Here is a 22,663-nt window from a genome sequence, read left to right as displayed (position 1 = left end):
CCCAGCCTCTTACTCTACTTTAAATGCTGGGCCGTAGTATGTCAATTGCACACGAATCTAACTTATTCAATCTTATCAAGGAGACTGAGGAGAAAATGAAAGTATTAATCGTGGAAGACTCCATTTTCGTACAGAAATTGCTTACAAAGCTGATTGTTGATCATATTCCAGCATGCGAGATTCAGATTGCTAACAATGGAGAACAAGGATACAACCTATTCAAGGAATTTCAACCTGATTTTATAACCACCGACCTGCTGATGCCTGGTTTGAACGGACAAGAAATGCTTCGAATGATTCGAGAAACGGATAACAATGTCAAAATTATTATCTTATCAGCAGATATTCAGAAGACAACTAGGGATGAAGTTGAAATGCTAGGCATTTCTGGTTTTTTGAATAAACCGTTAACCGCAGAGAAGGCAACCACCATGATTCAACTGATTCAGGCGGCCTATCATGCTGAATGATTTACAGAAGGATTTGCTTACTGAACTAGTGAACGTTTACGTGGGACAAGCGGCTAACATGTTGTCAGAGATTGTAGACAAGCGTATCGTTTTGAACATTCCGGAAGTGGAACTAATCTCCATATCCGATGTTGATCCTGGAGATCGAAGATACAACATTTTCTTCAGTGAAGGTCACCTTTTTAGGTCATCCTTACAGTTTGGATACGAATTTCAGGGAAAAGCATTTTTGATGTTTCCTGTTGAGCAGGCTAAAGTATTGGCAAACATCTGTCTTGGAGAACTGGGTGAGAGCGTTATACCAAACGATCCGAACCTGATGGACACGGATTTGGACGTTTTGAAGGAAGTTAGCAATGTCCTACTTAACGCCATTATTGGAGAATTCGGTAATTTCCTGGAGATCAAACTGGAATACGTCCTGCCTGATATTGAACTGATCTATGTCACCAATTCCGATCAACAAATATTGCTTCAGAATGAAGTTTATGTCCTGGTTTTACATACCTCGTTTTTACTTGCCGATACGGATGTGACAGGGATCATTGTTATTGCATTGAGTATGAACTCCATATCAAGCCTGCTTGCCAAAATGGACGCTTTGTTGGAGGCGGACAATGGATAATCTTATTTCACAAGCTTTGAACAAAGCCCATATGGGAATTATGATCGTGGACAGGCATTTGAAAGTTGTTGTGTGGAATGCCTGGTTGGAACGTTTTACTGGCAAGAGTGTAGAAGAGGTAGTAGGCTTGAATCTGCTTGAGGTCTGCCCACGGTTTAAAACAAATATGTATTTGAATATTTTGCAAAATGCGCTGTATCATGGACAGAGCAGATTTTGCTCAAGCGCGTTACATAAGGCATTCATTCTTCCTAATGAAGAAGGAGAGGATGAACAATTATTCAGACAAAATATGCATGTTGAACCGCTCTATCATGAAGATCGGAGTTATGCCCTTATTCAGATTACTGACATGACAAACACCAATACCAGGGTATATAAACTTAAAAATCTGATCAAAGAATTGGAGACGGAGTACGCCAAAATCAAAATCTCCGAGAAAATCAGCAAGCATTTGTCTTTGCATGATCCACTTACAGGTCTGCCTAATCGTCTTGCTTATAATGATCGTCTTGCCTGGGCCATCAGTAATGCCCAAAGAAACCATAGCAAATTAGCCGTTATGTTTGTGGATGCTGATGGGTTTAAACAAGTGAATGATACATATGGACACCATGTTGGTGATCAAGTGTTGCTGGAAATGGCAAAGCGATTAAGCGAAACGATTCCAAGTGCAGACACTGTAGCACGGCTTGGCGGGGACGAATTCATCATTTTAAGCCATCTGAAAGATGATCACGATGCTGAAGTCATCGCCAAAAGATTGGAAGCTGCCTTCAGTACCCATTTCAAAATTGCTGGAAACTATATCAATCTTTCGATGAGTATTGGTATCAGTCTATTTCCCAAGCATGGACAGGAGCCTTCCGAACTTCTGAGACATGCGGATGGAGCCATGTACAAGATTAAAAAGAATGGCAAGAATGGTTACGGAATTTATGAACCTGAAAATGCTTAAGAATTCTAAAAATGTCTTTTAATAAAGTTGCTACAGATGGGTCGATAATGGAGAGCCGCCGATGAGCGGCTTTTTTTGGATTTTAAATAAGTAGAAGTCTCAAAGAGGCGATAGTCAGAACAGTACCAAAAGCAAGGAGAAAAACGCCTCTAAACTTGATACCCATCATATCGTATTCATGAACTTCATCCTTCGTACGATTAAAAGGCCACGAGTTAGGTCTTCTCAGTGCTCTAACACCAAAGAATAAACCAATTATTCCAAGCAACAGAAAGAAAAAGAAGAAAAACATATCATCCCCCCTTTTAACAAAGATAAGTAATATGGGAGCCTATTGATCATATTGATTTGCCTGTGCTGGCTGAGAATACATACTTTATGCAGGGTTACGTGCTTTGAACACTTGGAAGAAGATCAAACTGTACAGGTACGCCAGCACCATGGAAACTAAATAAGAAATGTAAGACCAGATGATATTCCATCCATTAAATTGCTATACTTTCCCGTTTTCTTTGGAGATCTACTCTACAATAATCAAGATGAGAGCCCGACACAATTGCAGTTAATCATGGATGTGCTCGATGTCTGTTAACATAGTATACCATGTGATAGGAAAGAGGCACAGATTAAACACCTCTAATGCTGGGATAAGATTGTGATAATTCAAGTTAATTTTGTTCATTTCGATGCTTAAGAGATTACAGTACACTGAAAGAACATACAAATGGAACACACTAAACATGATAAAAGTGAGGAATTATAATTCGCTGGAGGTTTTAACGTGAAGACCCAAAATATCTGGTTTAATCAACCTGCTGGAACATGGGAAGAGGCATTGCCTATCGGAAATGGAACTCTTGGAGGCATGATTTTTGGAAAAACACAGATCGAGAGAATTCAGCTTAATGAAGATAGTCTTTGGTATGGTGGTCCGATGCAACGGAATAATCCTCAAGCACTTGAATCTTTATCTCAGATCAGAAGCCTGATTTTTGACGGTAAGATTAGGAAAGCAGAAGAACTCGCAGCAGATACTCTGGTAGGTGTTCCTGACGGGCAAAGGCATTATGAGCCATTAGGGGACTTCTATATCGCTATGGATCACAGTGAACTTGAACCGAATGGATATCAAAGACATCTCGATCTGGAACAAGGCAAGGTAAACGTGAATTACACCGCAGATCAATCCATTTACAGCCGAGATTATTTTGCTAGCTACCCGGATCAAGTGCTCGTTGTTCATCTCAAATCTAGCATGCCTGGAAAGTTATCTTTCTCCACTGTTTTTGGCAGGGGAACCGTTCTGGAATCAACATCCTATTCAGATATTCTTAAGCATCCTGTTGGTTTCCAATCCTATCTGGACCGGATCGAGAGGCGTGGAACGAATAACTTGATTATCCGGGGAAGAAGTGGGGGAGAAGAAGGAATCCGATTTTGTTGTGCGATTCGCCTTATATCTGAAGGAGGGCAGGTTCACTATTCAAGCGGTCAGCTTTCTCTGAAGGAAGGTAATTCAGCGACTATTATAATCTCGGCTTGTACGGATTTCCGAGTACCCAAGGAACAACTCGAAGTGGAGTGCCTCCGAAGAATTGAGGCTGCCTCAACAAAGACATATAGCGAACTGCTCGCCGATCATGTCTCGGACTATCAATCCTTATTCAAGCGGATGGATATACATCTCGAAGATGAAAATAAAGATGTGATATGTTCCGAACTTCCAATCGATCAGCGCCTTGAGCGGCTTAGAGCTGGTAAGCATGATCCGGAACTGATGAGTCTATACTTTCAATTTGGTCGCTATCTGCTTATCTCAAGCAGCCGTCCAGGTTCTTTACCTGCAAACCTTCAAGGGATATGGAATAAAGACATGCTTCCTGTATGGGATAGCAAATATACGATTAATATTAATACACAGATGAACTACTGGCCTGCAGAAAGCTGCAATCTGTCTGAATGTCACATTCCATTGTTTGATTTTATAGATCGACTGCAAGTCCGGGGAAAAGAAACCGCTAGAACCATGTACGGATGCAAGGGGTTCGTTGCTCATCACAATTCGGATATCTGGGCAGACGCTGCTCCTCAGGATGTATGCATGACATCGACGTTTTGGACCATGGGAGGAGCATGGCTTTCATTACATCTATGGGACCACTACGAATACAATAAGGATATTCAGTTTCTCAAAAAAGTTTACGCCACGATGAAAGATGCGGCTATGTTTATTTTGGATTATCTAATAGAAGATCCTTCCGGCAATTGGGTGATATGTCCTTCGTCCTCACCGGAAAATCGCTATATATTAGATAATGGAGAGTCGGGGGCTTTATGTTTTGGTGCTTCAATGGACAATCAGATTATTAGAGAACTCTTCACGCGTTGCATTGAAAGTACCCGAATATTGCAAGAAGATCAGGAATTCGGAGAAGTACTCCGTAGTGCTTTAAGCAAATTACCGGAGACCTCCATTGGCAAACATGGCCAGATCCAGGAGTGGAGTAACGATTATGATGAAATGGAACCTGGCCACAGACATATTTCCCATTTATTCGCTTTGCATCCTGGAACGCAAATCACGTTGCAATCAACGCCTGATCTGGCCAAGGCAGCTCGTGTAACACTCGACAGAAGATTGAAATATGGTGGTGGACACACAGGATGGAGCAGGGCATGGATTCTCAACATGTGGGCACGATTAGAGGAGTCGGAACTTGCACACGATAACATCGTGGAACTTCTACGTTCCTCCACGTTACCCAATCTGTTTTGTGACCATCCTCCATTTCAAATTGATGGGAACTTTGGAGGTACTGCAGGTATAGCAGAGATGCTTCTCCAGAGCCATAACGAAGTAATCAGATTGTTACCTGCTTTGCCAGCAGCTTGGCCAAAAGGATATATTCGTGGTATTCGGGCTCGTGGCGGATTTGAAATAGATCTGGAATGGGAAAATGGTCGTCTGTTGAATACCAGAATTCGTTCTATTGAAGAAACAAGAGTAACCGTGTCCTATCAGGACCAAAAAATAGAATTAACCTTTCCTGGTCCCAATGCAATAATTGAACTAAAAGGATACGATTGGAATAGACTGGAATAATCAATAAGAAGTTACCGATTACATGAGCGAATATCGCCCGACAAAATTGCCGGACGAATTCGCTCTTTTTCTTTGCTGAGATAAGATACAGGCAAGAGTTAGCGTGTTTTTGCTCAATGCAATGTTTAAAGGAGACTTCCATATTTAACAAATTTACCAGGTGAAATGCCGACCTGCTTGGTGAAGCTGCGAATAAAATTGGCATAATCTCCAAAACCGGATTGATAACAGGCCTCTGTAATACTTAAACCTTCGATTAAATAAGATTTCGACAGCTCTATACGGCGACTAAGAATGTATGCTCGAATCGTGAGTCCGGTATGTTTTTTGAATTGTCGACTAACATAGCTGCTATTCGTGAACATAGCCTCTGACAATTGTTCGAGCGTCAGTTGCCTCGTCAGATTACATTCAATGTAATCCATCGTGTTTCGAACTAGTTCAGGCATAATGTCCGTTGCAACAAAATCCGTATGTTGAAAAGCTATATTTGTTAGAAGGAGTAACTGTGTAATCAAAATATTCCCCAGAATATCCGCTCCATAGTCACTTGATGAGAGACACTGTTCAAGCTCACCAGCTAATTGCAGCACTCGTTGAAGTTCTTCCTCTTCAAGATGTACGATATTACCCTTACCCTTGGGACGGTAGTCGAAACATGCGGATAGGTTGGTGCTTGAAGTAGACAAACGGTTCAGATATGACTTTTTCAGATTTAAGGTAATTCTCTCATATTCGTTTTTGTCCAGGGCAAAGGAACGGTGCATCTCCTCCGGGCTAAGTACGAGCAGATCGCCACGCTGCAAATGGTAACAACGGTTCTCAATATAAAAATTCACATTGCCACGAAGAAATATATAGAGTTCATATGCATTATGTCGATGATAAAACGTTCCCATATTATACGTAGTGGTGCGATGAAGATACAACACCTCATTCTGGATTGGATCAAACAGGTATTCTGAAGTCTCATTCATATCAGATATATGACCTCCTTGTCGTTTCGCGCAATAAATATAGCCGTTTATGCAATGAAATTGCAGACGTGAACCTATAAAATGTAACCATCCTAGCATGACGGATACATAATTGCAAGCGTTTCCACTCAGGTGTGTACAACGCGATTGGAGGAAATGATGGATCTGATTTTCACGGCACGAAGTAGAGTACAGGACAACGTAGAGTACACGGCTTTGAACAAGCATGCTCTCAAGGCTGACGTAAAAGTAGTAAGCGGGAACGGCAGTACAGAAGACCCATGGCAAGCCGATATTCAGATTTACAACGAGGGCCAGAATCCCTGGGCAGGGGTTATTCATGTGGAAATGCCGTTGGACAAACAGAATCCGAGGTTTTTTTTGCCTGCATTTATGTATGGCCGCAACCGGGGCGAAGCACCCCAGAATGTTCCAAATGAGTTCCCCAGACTAAGGGAGGGCAGTCCCTCTCGCCCTTCATCACCCTGGTGGATGGTCCGAAGCGATCGTCTGTCTCACCCGGCTGCACTTATCTATGATGAAGGTCGGATTGTTGGTCTAAGCGCAAGTCCTTACTGGATCAATACAGGAAACCAGAAGCAGCAATGGTATCCAGGAATGGAAGGAACGTTTGTGCAATATGGTGGATTCACATGTTCTATTGAAAAGGGTACGGTCGGATATACGCTGGGATATGAGAATGCTCCGTTGCTATTTATCAAATCAAGACTTGTCCATGAGCGAGCTGCCCTTGGAGAAAATTGTTTTGAACTTGCGGCAGGTGAATCGGTTGGGCTCACACTTGAACTATATAACTACGAGTCTGAGTCAGAACTGGGCATCAATCCAGCACTGGAAACAATCTATAAGAGGTATCACGAAAAACCAAGAGAAGGAAGTGACATTCAGACAACGGTAACGGATTTGTCCAATGCCATCTATGAGTATGCCTGGCTTCCGGAGGATCGTCATTATTCTACATTTGTATATGAAGATGCTGCTGAAACCGGTGGATACCGATACAACAAAATTATCTCAATCAGTTGGACAAATGGTATGACCATCGCTGCACCAATGCTTATGGCCGCACTGCGCCTGAATAATGAGCCCATGCGACAGCAGGCGTTATCCTGCATTACCAATATTATTGAGAATGCCATGAATCCCGAATCCGGACTTCCGTATGACGCTTATCAGGATGGGATCTGGAGTGTTAAAGGCTGGTGGTTTGACGGCATGCGTACCCCAGGACATTCCTCTTACCTTGTAGCTCAAGCGATGTTCTACATTCTGAAAAGCTACGATTATGAGAAGCGCATTCGCAATGTGAGACACGATGATTGGCTTGCTTACGTCAAACCAATACTTGATCGTCTGGAGTGCACGAAGAATACGGATGGAGAATATCCTACCATTTTGTCAGAGCGGACCGGAGCAGGTCTTGAATATGATGCCTTTAGTGGGGTCTGGTGTCTTGCTGCCAAGGCATATTACTGTTGGTTAACCCATGATGAATCTTCTCTGGATGAGCTCAGACGCAGTGAAGCCCACTATTACAACACCTATGTGCAACACATGGAATGTTACGGTGCTCCGCTGGATGCGGACAAGGCAGTGGATTCGGAAGGCATTCTGGCTTACATCAAAGCTGTTCGGTTTCTGCACGCGTTGACCGGTGACGAGTTGTATCTAGATCACATGAGAGATGCGATCAGTTATGAATTCAGCTTCAAATTTTGTTACAACTCACCTATTAAGATTCCGCCACTCAGTACATTAGGCTGGTCCAGTTCCGGGGGCAGTGTTACTTCAGTAGCTAATCCGCATATTCACCCCATGTCCAGCAATCTGGTGGATGAGCTGTTGTATTATGTTGGACAACGGGACGACAATTATGTTCGCCAACGTATGATGGATACCATCGGGTGGGGTTGTCAGACCTATAATCGTTATGATCAAGAATTCGGCTATGGCAAAAAAGGATGGATGTCTGAACGCTTCTGTCATTCGGAAGGACTGGTCACTGAAAAATATGCGGATGGTACGTCAGCCAGCACCTGGTTTTGCCTGATGCCATGGGCCAGTGGATCGATCATCGAAGGCCTCGTTGGCGACTATTGGGATTATGCGCGACATGAATGAATTTATTTTGCAATAACTACAACAGTCACCATATTAGATGCCGCCGATAGGGAGACATGCTACCGGCGGTCTATTTTCGTTGGAGGAAAGGGGACACATCAATGTTAAAAGTATTACTGGTAGATGACGAGATGTATGTACGAAAGGGGCTGTATGAACTCATAAATTGGATGGATCTTAATATGGAGATTATCGGAGAGGCAGAGAACGGTGTAGGGGCATTAAATCTGATTGAATGCCTGCAACCAGACGTGATTATAACAGATATCCGCATGCCAATCCTGGATGGACTGGAACTGATACGTGCAGTAGAGAAAATGCCACATCTGGAACCTGTGTTCATTATCATCAGTGGTTATCATGACTTCAAATATGCACAGCAGGCAATCCGGTACGGCGTTCATGACTATATCCTGAAGCCTATTGATGATGAAGAACTGACGGCGACGTTGAAGAAGTCGGCTAATCTGATTTGCAATAAAAGAAAACATATTCTTTTGGCTGAGGGACAGGCCAGTAACATCATGCTGGAGGATGTGATCAAAGGCCATGTACAGATGGAAGATGAACATCAATATGCCGAGATGCTCGGGATCAATCGTAACTCCAGTCTGCTCATGGCTTTGATCGAACTTCAGACCGGATTAGATGAAATTGAAATTACCATTGAACAGCTACGTGAAGCAGTACATTCTCTGGAGAGTAATTTATGCAAAATGTTCATCAGTGAGCAAAAACGCGGCACGTTTGCTTTGTTACTGTTGTGGCCTGATCATCATCAAGGGGGCTCTGCGTTACAGGATAAACTGCATAATATTCATATAACACTGAGCAAAAGGCTTAACCTGGATATCGGTCTTTACGCAGGAACACTCGTCAAAGAAATTGGTGATGTCCCGCGATCTCTTATGGCGGCTGAAGAAGCAGCCAAGCATAAATATGCAGAAACCGGTGGTGTTGTGCGTTATACGGAGATCAAGGACAAACCGCTGTTTGTTTTCAATGTATACCAGGACGAGGTGGATCAATTAATTTTGAGCCTGGAAGAGGGGAATAGGCCCGTTTACCACAAAATTGTAGAAGAGAAATTCAAATTATTTCATATGAATCGATTTTCTCCTCAGGCTGTTTCGGGTTCTCTTTTACGTTATATAACGGGTATTCTCGCTGTGGTCCATGAAATGGGTGGTAATGATGAAGGTCTACAGCAGCTGAAGGAGCTGGCACAACAAAGTCATGAAGGTTGGAATTTACGACTATTGAGAAATGCTTTTCTCACCGCGCTGGAGGAAGCCGAGGATTATGTCTCTCATCTGAGGATGGAGCGATCCAAAGGAGATATCAGCAAGATCAAACGATATATTGATGCAAATTATACCCAGAACATCAATCTCAAAAGCATTGCTGCGCTCTTCTATATGAATCCCGTTTATCTTGGGCGATTATTCCGCAAAAGCTACAATCAATATTTCAATGATTATCTGCTGAACCTGCGGATTCATGAAGCGAAGAAGTTACTGCGCCAGACGGATCTGAGAATGTACGAGGTTGCTGCACGCGTAGGATTCCAGAATGCGGATTACTTTGTAACACAGTTTGAGAAACTTGTTAAGTTATCGCCTACAGAGTATCGCAATCTCCTTATGGGAAATGAGCAGCGAGGTGCACAATGCCAAGATGGAACCTGAATTACATGAAGCTTCGAGATAAGCTACTGCTGATGTATGTCCTGTCCGTGTTTATTCCCATCGTTGTTACCAATGTGGTGTTCTACAATGTCACATCCGCCAATATTCGCAGTCAGAAAACGCGTGATGCCGGCATGGCCTTAAACAATCTGAAGAACGACCTGCGGGTAACCATTGATCAGGGCGTCGGCCTCTCTTATTCGTTATATACTGACCCTGTATTCAATGACACCATCTCCCGTTCATTTCAAAGTCATTTTGAGTACATTGACGCTTATAATTCCTATCTAAAAGGGCAATTCTCCGGTCAAATGAATCAGGGAATTCGCTGGTATCAAGTGTATACCGATAATTCTACCATTTTATCTTCCGGTTATATTGATCGTTTAACTGACGATGTCCGCAACTCGGACTGGTACGTTCAATTTCAGGCATACTCCGCCCCTTATCCGGCACTGATCTCATCGGATCAGATGTTAAGTCTGGTTCAAAGGCTCGACAATCTGGACACTGGGGGGAGAGAGCAGTTACTCAAAATTGACCTGAATATGGATATGATCAAGCAGTATTTTCACAACAGCGGATTCGATGGAAAAGTGTATCTTCTTGATCCGGGGGGATACATCCAATTTTCAAATGATCCTACAGCAGAAGAAGCTCAGATAGGGAAACGTTATAGTGAGATCCAGTTTCCGAACAAAATGATTCCCTTTGAACTTACGTATACAGGCATTAACTATCTGGAAGGGTGGTCCCTGCAAGGGGTGATGGATGAAGAAATTGTGTTGAAGGAGGTGCGGAAGTCACGTTCCTTCGTCGTATGGCTGGCTTGCATTAATTTTGTCCTGCCCTCTATTATCATCGCGGCGATGTCCAGAACCATCCATGTCAGGCTGGTGCGCATTCTGAAACATATGAAAAAAGTAAAAACACAGAATTTCCAGACGATTCCGCCTGAAGATGCAAGAGATGAAATAGGTCAACTCACGATGGAATTTAATCGAATGACCGAGACGATCCATAACCTGATTCATGAAGTATATCTCGCCGACATCCAAAAGAAAGACCTGGAGTTAAAGCAGCAGCAAGCACAGCTTCATGCGCTCCATAGTCAGATCAATCCACATTTTTTGTTTAATACGCTGGAGTCGGTACGTATGCGGAGCCTCATCAAAGGCGAGAAAGAGACTGCCAAAATCGTGCATAACATGGCCAAGATGTTTCGCAAGTCGATTAGTTGGAATCAAAATGATGTGACAGTAAAGGAAGAATTGGAACTCATCGAGAGTTTTTTGCAAATTCAGAAATACCGCTTTGGAGAAAAACTCCAATACACCATTGAGGCAGATCCTGCGGTACTGATGTACCGAATCCCCAAGATGGTTATCCTTCCTTTTGTTGAGAATGCAAGTATTCATGGAATTGAGTCATCTCCGGGTGCAGGCATCATCCAACTCCTCGTTTCAATGGAAGATGACCAGCTCCATATCAGACTAACGGATAACGGTATAGGGATGTCACAAGCAAAATTGGAAGAGTTGTTAAGTTACCTGGATCATAACACCGATATGGGAGAGCATGTTGGCATGAAAAATGCGTATAGTCGCTTAAAACTTTGTTATAAAAATCACTTTACATTCGACATCCAGACATGGGAAGGAGAAGGAACGCATATCCGAATTAAGCTTCCACTTGATCCATCAGCCATGCCAGGCGACTAAATACGAGGGATATACTTTTCAAAGTAGGAGGTACACTTTCATGGGTAACTTTGAAAGCGCTATCTTGATATATTGAGAAGGCTTAAAGACACACACAATACTTTAAGGGGGCATTTACTACATGTTTAGAAAAAAAAACATGATAACAGGTCTGGCCATTTTACTGGCTGTAACCCTGGCAGGTTGTAATAAAGCCAGCCCGGAAGCCTCTTATCCTGACAGTAATGACAACACCCCGATCACCTTTAAATATTTCACGTTTGGCGGTGGCAAGAAGGACATTCTGGCAAGCAGCACGACCATTGGCAAGAAGCTACAGGAACAAACTGGCGTTGACTGGAAGATGGAATATCTGGTCGGTGACGGTGCAACTAAGGCAGGTGTGATGATTGCGAGTGGTGATTACCCCGATATCATCGACTCCAGTGGTGAAATGGCCAAATTGATGGATGCAGGATCTTTTATCCCGCTGGATGAACTGATCGAACAATACGGGCCTAACATCAAGCGAGTATACGGGCCTTATATGGACAAATTCAGACAGGAGGATGGAAAGATCTATTTCTTGCCATACACTGCCAACATCGGTTATGTGTCAGAGCCTAACTTCCAGACCGGCTTTTATATTCAGCGTGCTGTGCTAAAAGAGTTTAACTACCCCAAGATCAAAACACTGGACGAATATTTTGACTTGATTGAGCAATACAAGCAAAAGCATCCGCAGATCGATGGAAAAGAAACCATCGGCTTCGCCACACTTGCGGGTGAGTCGGGTAGCTTCTTCACCCTGCTAAATCCGGCCATGCATCTGGCAGGTTATCCAAACGATGGCAGTGTGATGGTGGATATGCAGAGCCATGAAGCCAAACTGGTAGCCGGATCTGATTATCAGAAACAATGGATTCAGAAGCTGAGCGAGGTTAACGCACAGGGGATGTTTGATCCCGAATCCTTCACAATGAACCAGGATCAGTATCTCGCCAAATTGACGTCCGGTCGGGTGCTGGGATATTTCAGTTACTCCTGGCAGGTTGGAGACGCAACGAACAACCTCAAGAAGGCTGGTATTGACGATAAACGTTACGTATCACTACCGATCGTATTTGATGACAACGTCAAAGACCAGTATGTGGACCCGCCAGGTTTTGTGAACAACTATGGTGTCGGAATTACCGTAAATGCCAAAGATCCTGTGCGAATTATTAAATATTTTGATAATTTGCTCAAGGAAGAAAACCAGATTCTGGTTCAATGGGGTATTGAGGACGAGACATATAGTGTGAATGATGAGGGTCGTTTTTATTTCAAAAATGATGACCAACGCAAGGCACATGAAGATCCTGAATTAAGTCGTAAGTTCGGCTTTGACTATTTTAATTACAGCTGGCCTCGTTACGGCAATAACTCCGTACTGGAGGATGGCAACGCCTATGGACCAGGCAATCAACCAGAAGTGGCGACCTTTAGCTACACGGACGGTGACAAGCTGTTGTTAGAGAAATATGGTGTGGAGACATTCACAGAACTATTCAGCACACCGGATGAGCGTCCTTGGTCTCCTGCTTGGTCCATTGCATTGGAGCAGGGCTCTCCTGAACAGATTTTCATCACTAAGGCAGAAGATCTCCAGAAGAAATATTTACCCAAAATGATTATGGATTCGCCTTCCACTTTCGAGAACACATGGAATGAATATATGAGTCAATTGAATCAACTCGACCAGAAAACATACGAAGCTACGATAACACAGGCAGTTAAGGATCGTGTAGCTGGCAAATGGTGAGTGTAATCCATAATAGAACACACGGAACGGGGGAATATTCACATGTTAAAACCAAAATTTAGAACAGCGGGTTTAGCTCTATTACTAACCGTTTTGCTGGCTGGTTGCAGTCAGAACAACTCGTCATCAGCGCCTTCAGCCACAGGTGATGATGAGAACAGTCCAGTCACGTTCTCGTACTACATGTTCTCTCCAGGCAAGAAGGATGTTCTGGCAAGCGAAACAACCATCGGTAAAGCGTTGCAAGAGCAGACGGGTGTGGACTGGAAGATGGAATATCTGGTAGGCGATAGTGCCACCAAAGCCGGTGTCATGATTGCGAGTGGAGACTATCCTGATGTCATTAGCTCCAGTGGTGAGATGTCCAAGTTACTGGATGCCGGGGCATATATTCCGCTCGATGATCTGATTGAGGAATACGGCCCTAATATCAAAAGAGTATATGGACCATATTTCGATAAAATGAAAAATGCAGAAGACGGAAAAATCTATGCCCTGCCTTATACGGCTAATCAGGGTGAGTATTCAGGTAGCCCAAATGTTGGCGGAGGAGCTTTCTGGATTCAACGCTCTGTGCTCAAAGAGTTTAACTATCCCAAGATTACTACACTGGATGAATATTTTGATCTGATTCAGGATTACAAGGAAAAACATCCAACTGTCGATGGTGCAGAGACGATCGGATTTGTGTCACTTGCGGGTGTGGCTAATAACTTCTTCACACTGCAAAATCCAGCGATGCATCTTGCCGGTTATCCGAACGATGGCAGTGTCATGGTGGACATGACTACCCATGAGGCAAAAGTCGTCGCCGGAACAGATGCCCAGAAAAAATGGATTCAGAAGTTAAATGAGATCAATGCTCAAGGCATGCTTGATCCGGAATCCTTTACGATGAACAAAGACCAGTATTTGGCCAAGCTTACCTCGGGTCGTGTTCTCGGTTACTTCAATTATGGCTGGCAGGTGGGGGATGCGACGAAAAACCTGCTCTCGGCGGGCATTGATGAGAAACGTTATGCACCACTTCCGATTGTGTTTGATGAAGGAATCAAGGATCAGTATGTTGATCCTCCCGGCTTCGTCAACAACTATGCAACAGGTATCTCGGTGAATGCCAAAGACCCTGTTCGTATCATCAAATATTTCGATAATTTGCTGAAGGAAGAGAATCAGGTTCTGGTGCAATGGGGAATCAAGGACGAGACGTACAGTGTGGATGAAAAGGGTAGGTTCTATTTTGCGAATGAGGATCAACGCAAAGCCCATGATGATCTGGAGCTGAGCCGCAAATTCGGGTTCACCTATTTTAGCAATGACTGGCCGCGTTATGGTGGTGAATCTACACTTACCGATGGTAACGCTTATAGCCCTGGCAACCAGCCGGAAGTAGCCGCTGCATCTTACACCGAGGGAGACAAAAAGTTCCTTGAAGCCTACGGTATCCAAACTTTTAGTGAATTATTTAACAAACCGGAAGAGCGACCATGGTTCCCGGCATGGTCGATCGCATTGGAGCAAGGATCACCTGAACAGATCTTCACCACCAAATCGGATGATCTGCAACGTAAATACTTACCGGAAATGATCCTGGGGGCACCATCGAATTTTGATAAGCTGTGGGATGCCTACATGGCTGAATTGAACAAATTGGACAAAGCTGGTTATGAAGCGACCATTACCAAAGTTGTGAAGGATCGTGTAGCAGGAAAATGGTAATACGAACACTTTAAGTGCGTGTTCAAAAAGACGGGTTTTGAACAACCTCTTTAAAACAAACTGTTACATGCGCAGGAGAAGATGACAGAGCATAAAACTTCGTTTCTCCTCGCATGAAGAACAGCACAGGAAAGGAGCAGGTTCACCTTGGAGAAACCTAATGTCTCCCTTAACTCGATGCCTCCAGCCTCGAGTTCGAAGGGAACCAGAGCACACTCGTTCTTTAAGAGACTTGTGCAGCAACGAACGCTAGCCTGGATGTGTATTCCTTTTGTCATCTGGGCTTTTATCTTCAAGTACCTGCCATTATGGGGATGGACCATGGCTTTTCAGAATTTCAAACCGGCGAGGTCCTTTTCCGATCAGCAGTGGGTAGGCTGGCATCATTTTAGTATCTTGTTTGAGGACAATACCTTCTACCGGGTACTGCGAAATACACTCGTCATGAGTTCCATTAAACTGGTGTTGGGATTTGTTACAGCAATTACACTGGCACTCTTGTTGAATGAGCTGAAAAATGTCATATTTAAACGTTTTGTGCAAACCGTCAGTTATCTGCCTCATTTTATCTCGTGGGTTGTTGCTTCCAGCATTGTATTAACAGTCCTGTCTCCAGACGGCATTATCAATCTGCTGCTGATGAAGCTTCACCTGATTGACAGTCCGGTACTATGGATGGGGAAAGGAGAATACTTCTGGGGCATTCTGGGGGCAACCGAGGTCTGGAAAGATGTCGGCTGGAACACCATTATCTATCTGGCAGCGATTACAGCAATTGATCCAGCGCAATATGAGGCTGCCGAGATTGATGGAGCGAGTCGCTTCAAACGGATGTTATATATCACTCTGCCTGGTTTGAAGCCGGTTATTGTTATTTTATTAATCATGAACATGGGAAGTATTCTGGAATCCGGATTTGAACCACAATATCTGATGGGTAACGGGATGAATATGGATTATTCGGAGAATCTGGACATCTTTGTACTGAAATATGGATTAGGGATGGGGAACTTTTCCTTAGGTACTGCAGCCGGCATATTCAAAACTGTGGTCAGCTTCATCTTCCTATTCTCCGCGAACTACATAGCGAAAAAAATGGGAGAGAGCAGACTATTCTAAAAGGAGGCCTATGCCATGCGTAAAGGAAACACATCCCGCTTGCGGAATAGCAGCACCGGGGATCGAGCGTTTGACACCATTAACATGATCTTCATGGTATGTCTGATGATTGTGACGATCTATCCCTTTGTGAATATGATTGCCGTATCCTTTAATAATGCAAACGATGCCATTCGGGGTGGAATATATCTTTGGCCTCGTGTATGGACACTGGATAACTACAAATACATTTTCGGCGAATCCGATATCTATCACGCAACTCTGATCTCGGCCCTGCGAACGGTCATTGGAACCGTGGTGTCCGTCTTCTGTACAGCCATGCTCGCGTATACGGTCAGTCGTCAGGAATTTGTGCTTCGCAAGTTTGTTACGATGTTTTTTGTATTCACCATGTACTTCAGCGGAGGGCTGATCCCCGGTTATCTGCTGATTCGCGACCTTGGATTGATCGGTTCCTTCTGGGTATATATCATTCCAGGTGTAATCGGTGTCTTCAATATGATCGTCATCCGGTCCTTTATTGAAGGTCTTCCTGAAGGCATTCTGGAGTCAGCCCGTATTGATGGGGCAGGGGAGTTCACGACATTTATCCGCGTTGTCCTGCCGCTAACGATTCCCGCAATGGCAACTGTATCTCTCTTTGTAGCTGTGGGACAATGGAATTCCTGGTTCGATGTATTCCTGTACAACTCTTCCAATAAAGAATTAAGCACGTTGCAATACGAATTGATGAAGATTCTGCAAACTTCGACGACCTCAGCGACTTCATCAGCAAGTGATGCTTATCAGTCTGCCGAGAGTAATGCAACGGCGGTCACACCAACCTCGATTCGAGCGACCATGACCATTATTGCAAGTGTTCCTATTCTGATGGTGTATCCGTTCTTACAGAAATACTTTGTACAGGGCATGACGATTGGTGGCGTGAAGGGGTAGTCATGACCTGCATATCATATCATTTCATTGAATTTATGAGAACGCAACAAACTATACCGTAGTGTCGTCTATTCATCCATAGAATAGCAACAGGATCTTAACGGTATCATCGGATCGAAGGCACACCGTGCAGTGGAGCAGACAATCGCAGAGCGGGCGGTCACTGTACTCAGCAGTCGCGAAGGTGTGCTTCCTGATCCAATTCAGCAAGGCGACCGGGTTGTTATTGTCGCAGCCAAGCAGGAGCCAAATACATCTCCTTGGATCAAAGTATTGCTTGGTCAACTGAAAGCCGACGGAATGCTGCCTGTACTAACGGATTAAAGCTGTACAATGAAGAACAAAAAGACGGATTCCAGCATACGGAATTCGTCTTTTTATTTCAAACTTTTGTTTTATCAATCCATCTACCATGTCATCACTCGGGTATTTCCTCGCTACAAACAAAATGAAGCAGCATCTTTACAAATTGCTCCGTCATCCGCATATCCAATGAATTATCATGAGCAGCACGAATAGTTACCATGCGCTGGAGCATGCCCATCATCGTTGTGAAGATAAACTGAGCCAGATCCAAAGGAGGGGATGGATTCTTAATACTTCCGTCAACAACGCCTTGGGATAAAGCGTCCATCAGGAAATGCTTTTCTTTCCCGTTCTGGTTGAACTGATCATACTCTTCTCTTAATTCAGGACTAAAATCATACATCTCATAGTTGATATCAAACAATTGAATAAACCGGATGTAGTCTGGATGATCCTGGGCATAAACAACCCATGCATTCAACATGACCATGAGTTGTTCCCGCCCGTTCAAGTCCTTCGTTGATGCACAGCTAACCTCATCCGTTAAATGTTCGATCAGTTGCATCTGAATGGCTAAAAGAAGCTCATCCATAGACTGAAAATGTTTATAAAAGGTCACTCTACTAAGTTCAGCTTTTGTACATACATCCTTAATCTTCACCTGGAGCAATCCATATTTCAAAAAAAGCTCCTTACCCGCTGCAATCAAATCATCACGATGTTTATTTCCCAATTGTTGATGCCAGTTTTCATTCACTTGTATACCGTTGTCCTTTCTTCGAACGAAATGCGTTCAAGGTAAGTCCGAGAGAAGCGAGCAGCATAATTGCACCAAAAATATACGGGAAGTTTATGTTTTTGTCAAACAATAGTCCTGCAATCAGCGGCCCAATCACCGTTCCGAGACTGGAAAATGTAGTATTCAGACCCGATGCATAACCTTGCCGATCTCCTGCATTCTTGGATATTAACGTGCTGACCGAAGGTCGCAAAAACGAATTAAAGGCAAAGAATAACGCAGAAGCGAACAACAGAAACACAAGGTTTACCTTAATTAACATTAACAATAAAGCTATGGGTGTGATTATTAAGGAAAGACGGATCAACTTAACTTCACCGATTCTCTGTACGAACCAATCCAAAAGCCAGATTTGCACAACGATACCGATAATTGCCCCCAAGGTAATAATGATGGAGATCGTTGCAGCGTTGAATCCGTATTTTTGTTCTGCAAAAAGCGCGAATACCGTCTCATAACTCATGAGGCCAAAGGTCATGACAAGCAACACAATCAAGTATTTGAAATAGGGGACTTTAAAAGAACTCCAGATTTTCTTGCCCAAGTGATCTCCTTTTTGAAGACGGATGGAGACCGTTCTTTTCTCCGGGGGAAGTGTCTCAGGCAATAGCAGCGTCATCAAGGCCGCAATCAGCCCCAGACCAGCTGCGAAGAAATAGGGCATGCGGATGCCCATCTCGGCGATGAGACCGCCCAGACCAGGTCCCAGAACCATCCCTAAATTCATAGCTGCGCCGAAATAGCCCATGCCTTTCGCACGTGTCTCTGGTGTTGTAATATCGGCGACATATGCGAGGTTTGCAGGAACCATTAAACCGAGACTGATTCCACCAATAAACCGTGCGACGTAGAGAAACGGCAATGAAGTCGACAACGCAAATATGATATCTGAAATGACAGACAGAAACATACCGGCCATGATCAACTTTTTACGTCCAAAACGATCAGACAATTGTCCCCCCAGAGGTGAAAAGAAGAATTGAGCGGCACCGAAGGCTGCAACTAAAAATCCTGCTACTGTGCCTCCCGCATGAAAAAGCTTCAAATACTCCGGCAATATGGGGATGAGCATCCCTTGCCCCAATAAAGCGATAAACAGATTTAACATCAGAATGAACAGTGGAAAGCGAATAGTTTTTGGTAATGTAATCATGTTTGTCATATACTCCTTCATTTACATTGTGTTAACCTTTACAATATGTAAACCATTCTAAATGGTTCGAAGGAGATATGTAAATCTTTTTTTAATGAGTAGAGTTATAATTGAATTCATATGGAGGTGGGAACACGTGAAATTAGAGGAATTGTTTACGGTACATGTGAATATTGAGAAATCATTTGATTTACAGAATAGCGAAGATGATTCGGTTGTTATGATTACTTTTGCAGGCAGCGTAACCGGAAAGTACTTTGAAGGAATTGTGCTGGGTGGAGGAGTGGATACGCAGATCATCGGGAAGAATGGTGGTCCGCATACCCTATCGGCAAGATATATGCTCCAAGGCAAGGACTACACAGGGCATCCCTGCAAAATTTATATCGAAAACAACGGAAACATCGATAAAACGCTGAACACTGCTTTATTTCGCACTTCCCCCAAAATGATTACAGACAGCAAGGCACTATCTTTTTTGAACAGTGAAACGTTGGTTGGAGAAGGTCATCCGACGGAGTCAGGGGTAGATATAAAAATATACAGGGCACTAAGCATATGAGATATGTGATTAAGAAATAAATGGAACTGGATATCATCAGCATTTTTTAATAGATAAAAAAACAGGGGAACCCTCATTAGTTGAGAGTTCCCTTGTTCTGATCTTTCAAGTCATAGCATTGAAATAGTCCATAACCACGCTGCGAAACGCTAAAGCGGCTTTTGAAATATACCTGTTTTTGTGCGAAAGTAGAGCGATTTCCCGAACGAGTTGATGTTCCTCTACCTGAAGATATCTAATGCGCTCATGCGGGTTTCTGGCTGTGCTAGGTATAAACGCGAGACCAATCTCCGCTTCAACAAGGGCTGTTAATCTTGCAGGCTCATCACCTTCATATACATACTTCGGTACAAAACCAACAGATTGACATGTGGAATCTACCAAATCACGAACCCCATAACCTCGCTTAACCCCAACAAACCACTCGTCCTTAAGCTCAGTTAATTGAATGCTGCTTCGGTCTGCATATCGATGCCCCATAGGAACAGCGACTACGATCGGATCGTCATATAGTATCTGACATTCGATATCGTCACCTTCAATCGGAGGGGAGGAGAGACAAAAGTCCACCTCGCCCCGAAATAGAAGTCTGGACATGTTTTCTAACGAAACCATTTGCACATGGAACTGAATGTCCGGTTTGTTTTTCCGGAATTCTCGTAGTATACCTGGCAAAGTACTTGCCGTAGTCACCGCCAATTGCAGGGTACCCTGATCCGGGTTGGAGAAGTCAGCGAGTTCCCGTTTTCCTTGTTCCAATTCGAATAAAGCCTTTTCAGTTCGCTGAAGAAATGTTCTTCCAAAATCGTTAAGTCGCAGCTTTCTCCCGATTCGATCAAATAAAGGGACTCCCAGGTCGTCCTCTAATCGTTGTATCGTTTTGCTCAGGGAGGATTGCGTGACATGCAGCTTTCCCGCAGCTTCCGTAACATGTTCGCATCGGGCCACCGTCAGGAAATATTTTAGTTGAAGAAGTTCCATTTGCACCATCCTTCATTCCTTCTAGTTCATCAAATCATAACATACAATGCGTTGGAATAAATGAATGGTTTCAAGTAAGATGACAGCAGAAGAGAGAGAGGTGCACCAATGAACGTTCAAAAAAAAGGGTTGATGTTAGCTGTTGGACTCGGAATTATGTTGAATCCGCTGAATTCCTCCATGATTTCTGTGGCAATCTCCAGACTACAACAAGTGTATCAACTTAATTTTACAGCCGTTTCGTGGATTATTTTATCATTTTACATTGCCAGTGCTGTCGCTCAACCGGTCATGGGCAAGTGTAGTGATTTGTTTGGCCGCAGGAAGATATTCCTCATGGGTCTTGTTATTGTTTTTGTATCGTCCATGCTAGCGCCATGGTCTCCCAGTTTTTCGTGGCTCATCGTATTCCGGATCGTTCAATCGATTGGCACAAGCATGATGGTGGCCGTCGGAATGGCAATTGTCAGAATGAACGTGACTGAAAAACAAGCCTCCGCATTGTCCACTTTGGCAATATTCCTCTCTGGTGCAGCTGCGATGGGGCCCTTTATTGGTGGAGTATTGATTCATTGGTGGGACTGGCACAGCATATTCTTTGTTAATATTCCGTTTGTCATGGCAAGCTTTTGGTTCGCCTGGAAAACAATCCCGAAGGACGAGCAATCTCCGTCTATCTCTGGTCACATGTCCATTCGGAAATGGCTTGCGTTAATTGACGCACCAGGCATCCTGATGTTTACGGTAGCCTTGGTAACTCTGCTCATCGGTTTACTTTCAGTAAATTCCACAGGAAATATTTCAACATGGTATCTGGTGACAGGAGGGATCGGGTTAATCGCACTCGTCATGTTCATCCGACATGAATTAAAAGCAGCCATGCCTTTCATCCCTCTGCGAACGTTTGCCACATATCCCGAGATGACTTGGGTGAATGTGCAATACATGCTGGTGAACATCCTGTTTTACGCACTTTTTTTTGGAGTTCCTACGTATTTAAAACAGGTACGTCATCTCAACGAAGTTCATACAGGAATGAGCATGCTAGCTTTGGGGTTATGCTCAGTCATTATTGCTCCGATCGCAGGGCGCTGGATTGACAGATCAGGAACACGGCCAGCTCTGATCGTATCCGCTTCTTTAATGACATTCGGCTCTATATTGATCGTTGTTATGAATGAAACTTCTCCAATCTTCATTGTCATTGTTGCCTTAGCTTTATTTGGCATAAGTAACGGCCTAAACGCGGTCGGCATGCAAGCAGCTCTGTTCAAAAGCACACCCAAAGAAATGATTGGTGTCGCATCGGGTATTTTTAATACATCACGCTACCTGGGGACCATCTTATCGTCGTTATTGATTGGGATTGTTATGGGAGGTACATTTAATGTGACAGGATTTCAGATGCTTGGAATCATCCTTACGGTATTAGCTGCATCACTGATCATCATGAGTGTACGTCGTGAGGCAGATGCGGTGAGTCCAGAGCAAGTAAGCAAGTAAAATAGCGAATCTGCCGTGCAATAGCACGTTTACACCCAATGAATCAATAGCTCCATTGGGTGTATTTTTTGTTTTTCACCAAGTTGTCAGAAAGAGTTGATCCTTTCTTGAACGTTTA

At 43.6% G+C, this 22,663-nt stretch carries 18 protein-coding genes; 14 read left to right on the top strand and 4 right to left on the bottom strand.

Features of this window, described 5'->3' with window-relative positions:
- Positions 1-95: 95 nt before the first annotated feature.
- From J7E78_RS19460 to J7E78_RS19445, 4 genes are all read left to right on the top strand, one after another.
- Positions 96-470: a response regulator transcription factor gene (locus tag J7E78_RS19460; RefSeq protein WP_251035149.1), complete on the top strand. Its 375-nt coding sequence runs from the start codon at positions 96-98 to the stop codon at positions 468-470.
- Positions 460-1,095: a hypothetical protein gene (locus tag J7E78_RS19455; protein WP_017688455.1), complete on the top strand. Its 636-nt coding sequence runs from the start codon at positions 460-462 to the stop codon at positions 1,093-1,095. The genes J7E78_RS19460 and J7E78_RS19455 overlap by 11 nt, the downstream gene beginning before the upstream one ends.
- Positions 1,088-2,053 carry a diguanylate cyclase domain-containing protein gene (locus tag J7E78_RS19450; protein ID WP_215077823.1) on the top strand — a complete coding sequence of 322 codons (966 nt, stop codon included), beginning with the start codon at positions 1,088-1,090 and terminating at the stop codon, positions 2,051-2,053. Before J7E78_RS19455 ends, J7E78_RS19450 begins: the two co-directional genes overlap by 8 nt.
- Before the next feature lie 781 nt (positions 2,054-2,834).
- Complete coding sequence (locus tag J7E78_RS19445) at positions 2,835-5,156, top strand: glycoside hydrolase family 95 protein (RefSeq protein ID WP_215077822.1); 2,322 nt, start codon at positions 2,835-2,837, stop codon at positions 5,154-5,156.
- 125 nt (positions 5,157-5,281) lie between these two features.
- Here J7E78_RS19445 and J7E78_RS19440 read toward each other — a convergent pair whose 3' ends face one another.
- Positions 5,282-6,133, bottom strand: a complete 852-nt coding sequence (locus J7E78_RS19440; RefSeq protein ID WP_215077821.1) for a helix-turn-helix domain-containing protein — start codon at positions 6,131-6,133, stop codon at positions 5,282-5,284.
- 156 nt (positions 6,134-6,289) lie between these two features.
- Between J7E78_RS19440 and J7E78_RS19435 the strand changes: the two genes are divergently transcribed.
- From J7E78_RS19435 to J7E78_RS19400, 8 genes are all read left to right on the top strand, one after another.
- Positions 6,290-8,275 (top strand): hypothetical protein, encoded by a 1,986-nt coding sequence (locus J7E78_RS19435; protein WP_251035148.1) that lies wholly within the window; start codon positions 6,290-6,292, stop codon positions 8,273-8,275.
- A gap of 101 nt (positions 8,276-8,376) precedes the next feature.
- The gene (locus J7E78_RS19430) at positions 8,377-9,963 is read left to right on the top strand and encodes a response regulator (protein WP_215077820.1); all 1,587 of its coding nucleotides are present in this window, start codon (positions 8,377-8,379) and stop codon (positions 9,961-9,963) included.
- Positions 9,945-11,684, top strand: coding sequence for a sensor histidine kinase (locus J7E78_RS19425; RefSeq protein WP_215077819.1), 1,740 nt, complete (start codon positions 9,945-9,947; stop codon positions 11,682-11,684). Before J7E78_RS19430 ends, J7E78_RS19425 begins: the two co-directional genes overlap by 19 nt.
- A 121-nt stretch (positions 11,685-11,805) precedes the next feature.
- Positions 11,806-13,467, top strand: coding sequence for an ABC transporter substrate-binding protein (locus J7E78_RS19420; RefSeq protein WP_215077818.1), 1,662 nt, complete (start codon positions 11,806-11,808; stop codon positions 13,465-13,467).
- 42 nt (positions 13,468-13,509) lie between these two features.
- Positions 13,510-15,186 carry an ABC transporter substrate-binding protein gene (locus J7E78_RS19415; RefSeq protein ID WP_215077817.1) on the top strand — a complete coding sequence of 559 codons (1,677 nt, stop codon included), beginning with the start codon at positions 13,510-13,512 and terminating at the stop codon, positions 15,184-15,186.
- Positions 15,187-15,363: 177 nt separating this feature from the next.
- Positions 15,364-16,305 carry an ABC transporter permease gene (locus J7E78_RS19410; protein ID WP_215077829.1) on the top strand — a complete coding sequence of 314 codons (942 nt, stop codon included), beginning with the start codon at positions 15,364-15,366 and terminating at the stop codon, positions 16,303-16,305.
- Between the two features lie 15 nt (positions 16,306-16,320).
- Complete coding sequence (locus tag J7E78_RS19405; RefSeq protein WP_215077816.1) at positions 16,321-17,241, top strand: carbohydrate ABC transporter permease; 921 nt, start codon at positions 16,321-16,323, stop codon at positions 17,239-17,241.
- 132 nt (positions 17,242-17,373) lie between these two features.
- On the top strand, positions 17,374-17,565 hold the full coding sequence (locus J7E78_RS19400) for a hypothetical protein (RefSeq protein ID WP_215077815.1): 192 nt from the start codon (positions 17,374-17,376) through the stop codon (positions 17,563-17,565).
- 94 nt (positions 17,566-17,659) lie between these two features.
- On the opposite strand, the gene J7E78_RS19395 is transcribed toward J7E78_RS19400, so the two are convergent.
- A complete protein-coding gene (locus tag J7E78_RS19395; RefSeq protein ID WP_215077814.1) occupies positions 17,660-18,304 on the bottom strand; it encodes a TetR/AcrR family transcriptional regulator in 645 nt (214 codons plus the stop codon).
- Positions 18,297-19,499: an MFS transporter gene (locus tag J7E78_RS19390; RefSeq protein ID WP_215077813.1), complete on the bottom strand. Its 1,203-nt coding sequence runs from the start codon at positions 19,497-19,499 to the stop codon at positions 18,297-18,299. The genes J7E78_RS19395 and J7E78_RS19390 overlap by 8 nt, the downstream gene beginning before the upstream one ends.
- Before the next feature lie 136 nt (positions 19,500-19,635).
- Here J7E78_RS19390 and J7E78_RS19385 point away from each other — a divergent pair, with 136 nt between their 5' ends.
- Positions 19,636-20,061, top strand: coding sequence for a DUF3237 domain-containing protein (locus J7E78_RS19385; RefSeq protein WP_215077812.1), 426 nt, complete (start codon positions 19,636-19,638; stop codon positions 20,059-20,061).
- A gap of 105 nt (positions 20,062-20,166) precedes the next feature.
- On the opposite strand, the gene J7E78_RS19380 is transcribed toward J7E78_RS19385, so the two are convergent.
- Positions 20,167-21,042, bottom strand: coding sequence for a LysR family transcriptional regulator (locus J7E78_RS19380; RefSeq protein WP_215077828.1), 876 nt, complete (start codon positions 21,040-21,042; stop codon positions 20,167-20,169).
- 108 nt (positions 21,043-21,150) lie between these two features.
- On the opposite strand from J7E78_RS19380, the gene J7E78_RS19375 reads away from it, so the two are divergent.
- The gene (locus J7E78_RS19375; protein ID WP_215077811.1) at positions 21,151-22,545 is read left to right on the top strand and encodes an MFS transporter; all 1,395 of its coding nucleotides are present in this window, start codon (positions 21,151-21,153) and stop codon (positions 22,543-22,545) included.
- The last annotated feature ends 118 nt before the right edge of the window (positions 22,546-22,663 follow it).

Origin of the sequence: Paenibacillus polymyxa (assembly GCF_018614975.1) — a bacterium.
GTDB lineage: Bacteria > Bacillota > Bacilli > Paenibacillales > Paenibacillaceae > Paenibacillus > Paenibacillus polymyxa_E.
Note: the sequence above shows the minus strand (reverse complement) of the source record. Positions and strands in the feature narration are given on the sequence as shown.

Bases quoted from the DNA above. Each gene is read 5' to 3' on its own strand.
- J7E78_RS19450 (WP_215077823.1), top strand. From the start codon at position 1,088: ATGGATAATCTTATTTCACAAGCTTTGAACAAAGCCCATATGGGAATT.
- J7E78_RS19420 (WP_215077818.1), top strand. From the start codon at position 11,806: ATGTTTAGAAAAAAAAACATGATAACAGGTCTGGCCATTTTACTGGCT.
- J7E78_RS19440 (WP_215077821.1), bottom strand. From the start codon at position 6,133: ATGAATGAGACTTCAGAATACCTGTTTGATCCAATCCAGAATGAGGTG.
- J7E78_RS19455 (WP_017688455.1), top strand. From the start codon at position 460: ATGCTGAATGATTTACAGAAGGATTTGCTTACTGAACTAGTGAACGTT.
- J7E78_RS19430 (WP_215077820.1), top strand. From the start codon at position 8,377: ATGTTAAAAGTATTACTGGTAGATGACGAGATGTATGTACGAAAGGGG.
- J7E78_RS19415 (WP_215077817.1), top strand. From the start codon at position 13,510: ATGTTAAAACCAAAATTTAGAACAGCGGGTTTAGCTCTATTACTAACC.
- J7E78_RS19390 (WP_215077813.1), bottom strand. From the start codon at position 19,499: ATGATTACATTACCAAAAACTATTCGCTTTCCACTGTTCATTCTGATG.
- J7E78_RS19425 (WP_215077819.1), top strand. From the start codon at position 9,945: ATGCCAAGATGGAACCTGAATTACATGAAGCTTCGAGATAAGCTACTG.
- J7E78_RS19435 (WP_251035148.1), top strand. From the start codon at position 6,290: ATGATGGATCTGATTTTCACGGCACGAAGTAGAGTACAGGACAACGTA.
- J7E78_RS19410 (WP_215077829.1), top strand. From the start codon at position 15,364: ATGCCTCCAGCCTCGAGTTCGAAGGGAACCAGAGCACACTCGTTCTTT.
- J7E78_RS19460 (WP_251035149.1), top strand. From the start codon at position 96: ATGAAAGTATTAATCGTGGAAGACTCCATTTTCGTACAGAAATTGCTT.
- J7E78_RS19375 (WP_215077811.1), top strand. From the start codon at position 21,151: ATGAACGTTCAAAAAAAAGGGTTGATGTTAGCTGTTGGACTCGGAATT.
- J7E78_RS19405 (WP_215077816.1), top strand. From the start codon at position 16,321: ATGCGTAAAGGAAACACATCCCGCTTGCGGAATAGCAGCACCGGGGAT.
- J7E78_RS19380 (WP_215077828.1), bottom strand. From the start codon at position 21,042: ATGGAACTTCTTCAACTAAAATATTTCCTGACGGTGGCCCGATGCGAA.